General features: G+C 39.5%; 5 protein-coding genes. All 5 read right to left on the reverse strand.

What is annotated here, in order from left to right; genetic code table 11:
• On the reverse strand, positions 1 to 588 hold a 588-nt coding region (locus tag HJC33_RS11810; RefSeq protein ID WP_171659034.1), incomplete at its 3' end, for a hypothetical protein.
• Positions 589 to 1,017: 429 nt separating this feature from the next.
• Positions 1,018 to 5,436, reverse strand: coding sequence for a beta strand repeat-containing protein (locus HJC33_RS11815; RefSeq protein WP_171659035.1), 4,419 nt, complete (start codon positions 5,434 to 5,436; stop codon positions 1,018 to 1,020).
• A gap of 169 nt (positions 5,437 to 5,605) precedes the next feature.
• Positions 5,606 to 7,552, reverse strand: a complete 1,947-nt coding sequence (locus HJC33_RS11820; RefSeq protein WP_171659038.1) for an OmpA family protein — start codon at positions 7,550 to 7,552, stop codon at positions 5,606 to 5,608.
• Positions 7,553 to 7,563: 11 nt separating this feature from the next.
• Positions 7,564 to 8,511, reverse strand: coding sequence for a PorP/SprF family type IX secretion system membrane protein (locus tag HJC33_RS11825; protein ID WP_171659036.1), 948 nt, complete (start codon positions 8,509 to 8,511; stop codon positions 7,564 to 7,566).
• 12 nt (positions 8,512 to 8,523) lie between these two features.
• A partial coding sequence (locus tag HJC33_RS11830) for a gliding motility-associated C-terminal domain-containing protein (RefSeq protein WP_171659037.1) occupies positions 8,524 to 10,849 on the reverse strand: 2,326 nt, incomplete at its 5' end.

Here is a 10,849-nt window from a genome sequence, read left to right on the forward strand (position 1 = left end):
AAAGGTACCGTCCAAATCCTGGCTCAGCGTACCGCCGGCATCCGTCACCGTGATCGAGGTGCCCGTTAGGCCAACCGTGGTGTTGTATTCGTTCGTGGGGTCAGCATCGGCATCGTCCGTATTGAGTGCTGCAGCTATATCAGCTAAAGCAACAGCAAACGTATTCGTATCAGAATCTGTAATTACCAAATTTGTGTTTGTCCCATCTATCGCAAAAGAAGTAATTGTTGTATTTGTATCTGAAAGCGTATCACTCAAACCACTTAAATCTACATTGACACTACCCCCGTCTTCCAATGTTAATGTTAAAATGTTTGATACACCATCTAATGTAAAGCTTGTCAATTGTTGGTTATCGGTTGCTGTTAACTCCCAGGAGTTTCCATCCCAAAAATAGATGGTACCAGTGGTTGTGTTGACATAAATGTCACCTGTATCCGCTCCAGTTGGTGTTGTTGCTCCTGGTGCAGCAACATCGGTTCCTCCCAAGACTTCACAATTACATTGATCTTGTAAGGTTACCGTAGTTTGAGAAAAGGCTATTCCTGAGAAAAGTAGTAAGACAATTGCTATTACGCTCTTTTTCATGGGGCTTCTATTAGTTGAAAGTCTCTTTTACTGTGTTTTTTGTTATTATTTGTGCGTTTTCATCATTTTCCAACACACTGAATTTTATACACTTTACAAAATTACCCTTACGTATAGGGGTTGAAAATATTTGTTGTGTAGAACCAAAATCCGAATGTATAGCTGTTAAATTTTGAGGTAAGGATTAATTTGATTTAGGTTTTCATTAAGGTATTTGGTCGATAAAAGCAATAAAATCAAGTTGTTTCGAAGGCCTCAAAAAAATCACATCAAAGTAATTAGAGTGAAAAAACAAACTTTTTAAGAATAAAATCCAACTAAACATTTGATGAAAATCTTGTCTAAAACCGACTCTGTTTTCTTTATGGAATTTCCCCTAAATGAGGTGTTTAAAAAGAAAAAAAGTTTATGAGATTTAATGGAACTGAATTAGTTCTTATTTACTCGATAAGTAATTCTTCTATTGCTAATCACCGTGGCCACTTTAATAGTGCAAAATGGTGAAAATTCTGATGTTCCGTTGGCGACAGTACTTGTGGCTGTAATTAAACCACCTATGGTGGTACCTGAAGGTAGCGGCAATAAAAATTCAAATCTATTTGTAGAATCAGTATTACTATCCGCATCGGAATATGTAGAACTAGTGGCATCCGTATCTGCACCACTTCCTTCTACAGCAGATGCTATAAAGGTTTGACCTTCACCATAGTCCGTTGAAAGGCCTATGGTATTCTCCCCAGTACTTGCCGAGCCTTCACTAATGTCTGTAAAGAAAAACTCTAAGGTAGCACCAGGTCTTGACCATCCTTTCACCAATAAGTTTGATCCTGAAATGGTTACGAAATTGATTATTGGAAAATTATTAAGATTGTTTGGTCCAGAATCTGCATCACTGTTATCATTGATTGTAACTCCATCACCATTTAAATCGATTCCTAAAGAGGCTGTTGCCGTACCATTCGCATAAAATGAATTCTGACTGATTAAATTTCCAGTTCCAGAGCCAATCAAGGATAGACCGGCACCTCCATTAGTATGGATTATATTATTGGTAACCTGAGAGTTATTTCCTGCTAGTTCTATACCCATGTTTTTAACTGAACCTGAACAATTTCCTCCATTTTGTCCTGATCCAGTAATGGTATTTTCAGTAATTACCGCACTTCCTGTAATGGAAGAACCATCGATTCCCATGGATGCAGCGTTTGCAATAAGATTTTGCTGAATTACTATTCCACTTCCACTATTTAAGGTGATATTATCATCACAGGCAGCGTCCCCATTGGATACTAAGTGATTGTTTTGAATACTATTTGAGGTTCCTCCATCAATATAAATACCTGCATCGGTATTTGTTGCGATATAGTTACCATCAATTAATATATTTCCACCAATATTTTCAATCCCATAATCAATATTTCCCGCATTGCTTCCAGTTGCGTCTGTTCCCAATAAATTTCCTATGGCAGTGGTTGAGCCTCCATTCACAAGAATCCCTGCATTATTTCCTGCATAAATTGACAAATTTCTTATAGTAATTGTATTACCATTGGTCTGAAATACATCTCCACCATTTCTATGCACCTGAATTTCAGGAAGGTCATAGTTAGGAAGAGTATTGCTGGAAACACCTACGGTTGTTCCTCCAGCCCCAACAGTTCCTGCATTGGTATTTCCTGTATAGGCTGTTTGTGTACGGCCATCAATAATTGTGTTAGCACCTGTAATTTCGGAAAGTGGACTGCCATTACCTATAGAAATGTCAAAATAGCCTCCTGAATAGTTTGAATCTGCCGTTCTGCCCAAAGGGTCTGCCGAACTAGGAATCATAAATATGGATGTATCTTCTCCTGCAGCAGGGTCAAAAATAGAATTTGAACTAATATCCAAACCGGTTTCATCCAGATTATTGGCGTTAACAATGAACTGTTCCAGTGATCCTTGGCCATCCTCATTGGTATTGACAATAGTGCTAAAATTGAACCCAAAATCCAATCCAACCAAACCATTCCCTGCAATGGTGACTGCCGAGGTCGTCTGTGCACCACTTAATGTTCCTGTAGATGCATCAGTTGCCGTAGGGTCTGCACCTCCAACTTCATCTGTGACATCAACAAAAGAACCTGCTGTATTATAATTTCTGTAGGTCTGTACTGGCAGACAAGATGTGCAACCGAAACCTCCCCCACGACTGGACCGTACTGTACTATTCACCACACGAACAGTATAATCTCCATCCGCCATTCCTCCAAAAGTATAATTTCCGCTAGGATCAGTGGTTACGCTTTCAACATAATTGTTGGAAGCATCATAAATTTCCAAAGTTGCGTTGGACACTCCCACTCCTGAAGCGGCAGCCATATTTCTTCCAACTCCTCCTGGATAATTTACGTCTTCAAAAACGGTTCCAGTGACCAAATTGGATTGTACCCTAATCATTACTGCATTGAAGAGCACAGCATCTGAAGCAACGGATACGTTGGCAGTTACTTGAGAATCTCCCGGCGAGATATATGAGGAGATACCATAGGTATCCAAATCAAGACCATAAGGACTTGCATCGTTATATACAGGAGCCTGGGTGTCATCATAAATGGTTGAATTGTAGGCATTATTTCCTGTTTGGCCACCATCACCACTTAGTGTAAAGGTTGTTGAGGCTTCATTAGTGATAGATAAGGATTCTGACGCTCCTGAAAGTGTACTATCCCCTTCCCAAGACAAAAAAGTGGCCTTTGCACCTGAACCAGCAATAGCATAAAAGGAGTCCAAAGTAAAGGAATCACTTGCATTTCTTAGTCTCTGAAAACCCTGATACAAATTAATACTGGCCGCAGGTAGAGTTGGATCATCATAATATACTATAAGGGCCCATCCTCCCAGAACTCCCTGACTGGAACAACTGGAGGTTGTATCTATGGTCAGATCTGCAAAATCATAAGTGTTAGTAGATGGATCGGCTACTCCTGTTACAATTGAAGTTACATCACTTAAGTAACTCCAATAGGTTGCGGAAAAGGCATTGTACGCAATATCAGCCGTAACTGATTGCCCTTCAAAAGTCACATCAGCATCCATAGTGGAACTTGAATGTGCCCAATATAAATATGCTTTTCTAATGGTAGCTGTTCCTGGAATAGGCGCAATCAACGTATTGGAACTTGTATTGGTCACCGCACAAGGGTCTGTTCCATTATCCGCTGTCCTTAAGGTATTTCCTGTGACCACATAATCCACATTTCCATGGAACTCCTCATAGAGTGTCAATGGAGCATCAGAAATAATTTGTGAATTTATCGTTCCAGTAGCAGTATCAGTAATATCCACAGTACCATCTGAAGAACTTGTAAATTGTATTGTAAAAGTTTCGGCAGATTCTGCTACTCCATCATTGGTTATGGGTACTGTAATTGTTTCTGTATCCCCTATGGTACCGCTAAAGCTTAAAGTACCACTAGTACTGGTATAATCACTACCTGCCAAAGCCGAACCGTCTACTGTTTGGAAGTCTAAGGTAAAAGGCCCCAAGGTATTTGTTCCTCCATGAGTTACCGTAAAATTGGCGGTTCCAGCGGTTTCATTTACAGAAACATCGGCAATATTAATAGTTGGTCCAGGGGCATAACAAGATACTGTAGCTTCCCAACCATCATAGGTTACACTAAAATCTGACGTAAAACGAAAAGTCAAACATCCTGAGCCATCTGTTGAGGTAATTGTTGTGGGAACATTAGAATTGTCATATTGACCAATTAGAGTGCCTCCTGTTGTTGTTCCCTCGTATACATAAAGAAAATCGTATGATGATTCTACATCAAAACTGGTAAAATTCACACGCGTGAAACTTCCTGGCGTATCTGGACAAATAGTATAGGTAATATCTTCAAAATTTGAATAAGTTCCGGTATTACTTCCAGAATCCAAAAATGTCCCACTACAAGTATTTACTGTTACACCATCGGTAATAATCAATCCATCATTATCCGTTATGTTTCCAGTTGCTGTGTCAGAAGTATCAACAGAACCGTCCGAGGAACTCGTAAACTGTACCGTAAAGGTTTCGGTAGTTTCTAAAATACCATCATCAGTAATTGCTACGATAATTGTTTCCGTATCGCCAATTGTACCATTAAAACTTAAAGTACCTGAAGTGGCTGTATAATCGCTTCCAGCCGTGGCAGACCCATTCACAGTTTGATAACCTACAGTAAAAGCGCCCGAGGTATTTGTTCCTCCATGAGTTACCGTAAAATTGGCATTACCCGTACTTTCATCAAAAGTTATGTCATCAACAGTAACCACAGGACCTGTTACGGCTGTGAACAGCACATTATCTATATATATTGTTTCACCACCTCCCCAGCTGGTATCACCTCCAACAAAACGTATGGAAGATGAGGACGACATCTGGTTAGCCGTTAAGTTATGAGAAATAGAATTGGAGATAGAGCTGTTAATGGTAGCAATAGTTTCGTAAGAAAACGTAGCACTATTATACAACTGGACCAAAAGTGATTCATTTCCCCTAGAAATAGCATCGTAATCCAACGTTAATGTTGCACTGGTTGCTGAAGACAAATCCAAATCCCTACTGATTCTCCTATTATCCAAATTATTGAATTCCAATTCGCCACCAACAATCTCAATTCGTCCACCCGTGGGACTTCCACCATCATTTACTTCAGCCCAATTCCCCGAAAAGTTTTGGGTTCCATCATTATTACTATATGATGCTGAATTGAATTGATCACTATAAGTATCCTGAGCTTTAACATGAAACACATACAGAAAACCCAAGATCGAGAGACAAAATATTTGTTTTGTTAAGTAATTTTTTGTGTACTTCATAAGTTTGGTGCATGGTACAATATTCAAATGTAACCTTGACACCTATTTGCTCTAAATATTTGTTGTGAAAGGGCTGATCGATAAAGTGAACCTTCTTAATTGTGGTGTGAGCAAAAACAAAAAAAGCAGCCAAAACTAGCTGCTTTTCAATGTATTGTAAAATTTTGCTCTACTCAAAAATAATGAACTCAGACCTTCGGTTGAGCTGATGTTTTTCCTTTGAACAAGGTATCCCGTTCGCACAGTCGTTTACCAATCTGGTCTCTCCAAAACCTTCTCCTTGCAGTCTATCCCTTGAAATTCCCTTGGATACCATATAGTTTACCGTAGACTGTGCTCTTTGTTGTGATAACCATAAATTATAGGCATCATTGCCCCTACTATCTGTATGTGAATTCACTTTGATTTTAAGACTTGGATACTTCTCCATGGCTACAATCACTTTTTGAATCTCAATTTCTGCATCTGGACGAATGTCATACTTGTTCAAATCAAAATAAATGGTACTCAACTGCAGCAATTTGGCCAAATCGTCTCCAAAACCTCCGGTAACCAAATCGCGTTCCAAATAAAAGTCAATGATTCTTGGTTTACCATAAGATCTGTTCAAATATTCCTCGGCTGGCACATAACCGTCTCTGGATGCGCGTACAAAATTACCTTTGGAGCAATCCAATTGTAAGACATAATTGCCTTCCGCATCTGTAATAGTCGAGGAAACTTCTTTATTTTCTTCATCAATGATCATTACTGTGGCTCCAGGTAAAACTTCGTTTGATATTCGATCCCTCACGGTACCCGTTATATCTTGGATACAATCCAATACCAAAGCCTCTTTTTCAGTAAACGCATAAATATCATCCTCTCCTATTCCTCCTTCTCGATTAGAAGAGAAATAACCTTCATTGTTCTCAATATTGATGATAAACGCAAAATCATCATTGGCACTATTAATAGGTCTTCCTACATTTACAATGGGTTGATCATAGTCATCAAATGCTATTTTTGTAGCAAAAACATCCAGACCTCCCAATCCTTGATGTCCATCAGAAGAAAAATACAATACTCCATCTTGGGTTATGAAAGGAAATGTCTCCCGAGCCTGTGTGTTAATGTTGCTGCCTAGATTTACAATTGGACCGTAAGTACCATCCCCTATGATTTCCGTCATGAAGATATCTGACTCTCCTTTGGTTCCAGGCATATCAGACACAAAATATAATCTCTTTTCGTCTGGACTCAACATGGGATGTGCCACAGAATAAGAATCATTGTTGAACGGAAGCTCTATAATGTTGGTCCATTCCCCATCAATCAATTCAGCGCTGTATATTTTTAGTCGGATGATTCCTTGTTGGTCTTTATATTTTTTCCCATCCAAGAAATTATTCCTTGTAAAATACATCGTGGTTCCATCTTTGGTCACCACTGAAGTTGACTCATGCAATCTGGTATTGACATCTCCTTCCAATTTAACTACATTATTGTTGGAAATACTGTCAGCATTCACCTTGTACAAGTCCAAAAAGTCCTTGGAATTCCAAGTATGTCGATATCTCGCTAAGTTACCTGTATCACGGTCTGAAGCAAAAATGAGTCCATCTTCGTAGAATGAAGCGGCAAAATCTGTGTACTTACTGTTGTAACCAAAAAGTTTCACTTCATACCTACCTGAATTTTCCTCTATTTTGGCTAAATAATCTTCATCAAATTCTGGTCCTCCAGAAGTCATTTCCTTGAAACGGGCCATAATTCGGGTAGCTTCTTCATAATCACCCAAGGTCTTCAAACTTTGTGCGTATCTGAATAAATAGTCTGGTTCTGTTTCGTCTGGATAAGTTTCGTTCAGTTTCTTATAAATCTTGGCGGCATCATCATATTTCGCATTGAAATAGTATGAATTTCCTAAACGTTTTAAGAGGTCTGAAGACACATAACCTTTGTCCAAAACCTTCTTATAAATATCTATAGCCGGACTAAAAGAATATTCATCATAACGTTCATCTGCTTTCTCCTTAACTCTTGCCTGCTGTCTATCAGGAATGGTGTCTTGCCCTAAAATGCCACTTGTACATCCTATGAATAAGGTAAGTAATAAGAGTGTTCTTTTTAGCATCATAAACAATATTAGAAGAATCTTGGAGATACAGTTTTTTGAAATGCCTTCAACAGTTCCAATCTTAAAAATATTTCAAACGAACCATCATTGAACTGGGTTCCTCCCAATTCTGTTGTTTCCCTGTCATAGGCCAAACCAATCATGATTTGATCGGTAATCTGGAATCCGGCCAAACCACTTATTGCTGCGTCCCATCTATAAGCCGCCCCAAAACTAAATTTGTCCGCAAACAAGAAATTAGCCGACAAATCGAGCTGTAAAGGTGCTCCACCTACTGCTTTGGTCAACAATGCTGGTTTAAATTTAAGGTCAGCTCCTAAATCAAATACATATCCTGTTATAAAATAGAAATTGATTCGTTGTGCAGACAGGAAATTAACCGAATCATCTGAGTTATCATTATCAAAATATTCCGTTTGAAGCACATTCGGAGCAGAAAGACCCGCATAAAATCTATCTGTATGATAATATACACCCAGTCCAAAGTTGGGATTGAACTGGTTATCTATATTATTTTGTTGTACTACTTCTTGATCAAAATTCCGAAGACCATTAAAATCCAAACTTATCATGTTACCTCCAGCTTTTAATCCGAAGGAAAGTTTAGCATCTCTTGCAAATTCCAAGGTATAGGATATCACAGCATCCAAATATGTTTCTTGGACCACGCCATCACCAATATTATCATTAACGATGGAAACTCCATAACCCAGTCTACTGTTTCGGATAGGTGAATGTAAATTTAAAGTGAAAGTCTCCGGAGCACCATCAAGTCCAACCCATTGTGAACGATAAAGGCCAGCGAAACTTAATTGCCCCCTTGATCCAGCATAAGCAGGATTAACACTGAGTGTGTTGAACATGTACTGGGTATATTGGGCATCTTGTTGCGCCCATATTCCCTGGGATATAATTCCAATGAACAACAACGGAATCAAAAAATGTTTTCTTACCATTCTATTAAAATGTTACCTACTTATATATATGTAATCGGAGTCTGTAAAACTTCCTTTATCCGTTTCGTAGTTAAAAATATAAAAATATACGCCAGCCGGAAGATATTCATTTACACTCAATGTAGACCTTCCACGAGACCGACCGTCAAAGACATTCCGAATATTATCATAATCTACCCCTTCATAAACCGCAACACCCCATCTGTTAAAGATTTGGATAGTGCTTGTCTTAATTTTATCAACTCCTCTTATGAAAAGGAAATCGTTCTTTAAATCTCCATTGGGGGTCACTAATTGGTTAACAAGAACATCAGAAACAACTACAGTGACTGTAGCGGTATCACAGTTATCAGGATTTCCACTCTCACAGATAGTATACTCTATGGTATAGGTACCGTCTTCTATCCCTGGAGCAACGCTCACACTTCCATTGTCATTGATAGTCAAAACTCCCGTTGGATCCGAGGTGAGTATCACATCAATTAAATCAACGGTGTCTCCATCTAAAGTATCATTATCCAATACATTACTGTCAGCAATTACACCTCCTGTACTTTCTGAACTGTATGCATCGTCTACAGCATCTATAACAACATCCATTCCGGTGGTTACCTCAACTGTAACAGTCCCTGTATCACAGTTAGCAATATCTGCAATTTCGCAGATAGTATACTCAATGGTATAAGTACCTTCCTCAGTTCCAGGTTCAACGGTAACACTGCCATCCTCATTAATGGTCAAAACATCCGTAGCTGTAGAGGTCAGTATCACATCAGATAGAGTCACTGTCTCCCCGTTCAAGGTATCGTTATCAAGTACATTACTATCTGAAATTACACCTCCAGTGGCATCAGAAGTATACGTATCATCAATTGCATCGATGACATTACCCATACCTATGGTCACTATCACGGTCACGGTTCCTGTATCACAGTTGTCAACATTGGCAATTTCACAAATGGTATACTCAATGGTATACGTGCCGTCATCAGTTCCGGGTTCAACGGTAATACTGCCGTCCTCATTAATGGTCAAGACATCTGTAGCAGTAGAGGTCAATATCACATCAGATAGAGTCACTGTCTCTCCGTTCAAGGTATCGTTATTCAGTACATTACTATCTACAATTGTTCCACCAGTGCTATCAGAACTATAGGAATCATCAACGGCATCAATCACATTGCCCATTCCTGTTGTCACGACCACGGTTACAGTTGCCGTATCACAGTTGTCAGTATTCCCTATTTCACAAATCGTATACTCGATTGTATATGTACCATCTTCCATTCCAGGAACTATACTGACACTACCATCACTATTAATCATAAGGATATCCGTGGGGGTTGAGGTTAATATTACATCCGATAGGTTAACCTCTTCTCCATTCAATGTGTCATTATCAAGTACATTACTATCAGGAATAACTCCACCGGTACCATCCCAACTGTATGAATCATCAACGGCGTCAATAATATTGTCCACGCTAGTTGTTACCACTACGGTCACAGTAGCAGTATCACAGTTATCAGTATTCGTAATTTCACAGATGGTATATTCTATTGTATAAGTACCATCCTCTGTACCAGACGCCACGGTTACGCTGCCATCCTCATTGATGGTCAAGACATCTGTAGCGGTCGAAGTCAGTATTACCTCGGATAGGGTCACTACCTCTCCGTTCAAGGTATCGTTCTCCAGTATATTGCTATCCGAAATTATGCCACCATTGCTATCAGAGCTATAGGAATCATCCATAGCATCAAGTGTATTAAATCCTACTTCAATAAATACCGTAGCACTTGCACAAACATTAGGGTCGACAGCAACATTACATACTTCATAAATGACCGTAACGGTTGAGTTGGACTCAAGTTCTATAGGAACATATGTCATTATACCCGTATTGGCATCAAAAACAACCGTCCCTTGAGCACTCCCTCCTATTTGAGATAAACTCGTTATGCCAATATTGGTGTCATCATTATTTGGCAGATAATCATCATTTTCTAAAATATTGATAGCAACTTCTGTCAGGGCCTCTGTAGTACCCGAATCATCTAAAGCTGTTGCCGCCAAAGGATTTGGGTCTGTTCCGTTTGGATTACCATCACCATCGCAATCAAGAGCTTCCCAATCAGCTGAAGGCGGAAGGGTAACGCTCTCTGGGTTGTAGTCGCATGGGTCCAAGGGGTCCGTTCCATCATCCTGCTCATCACCGTTGGTAACTCCGTCTCCATCGCAGTCCGCTGAGTTCCATGCGTAGGATGGGTCTACCGTTTGACTAGAAAGTACAAAATCGCAGGAATCGTTAGGGTCGGTACCATCATCTTCCTCATCT

The organism is Flagellimonas amphidinii (genome assembly GCF_013090115.1).
Taxonomy (GTDB): Bacteria; Bacteroidota; Bacteroidia; order Flavobacteriales; family Flavobacteriaceae; genus Flagellimonas; species Flagellimonas amphidinii.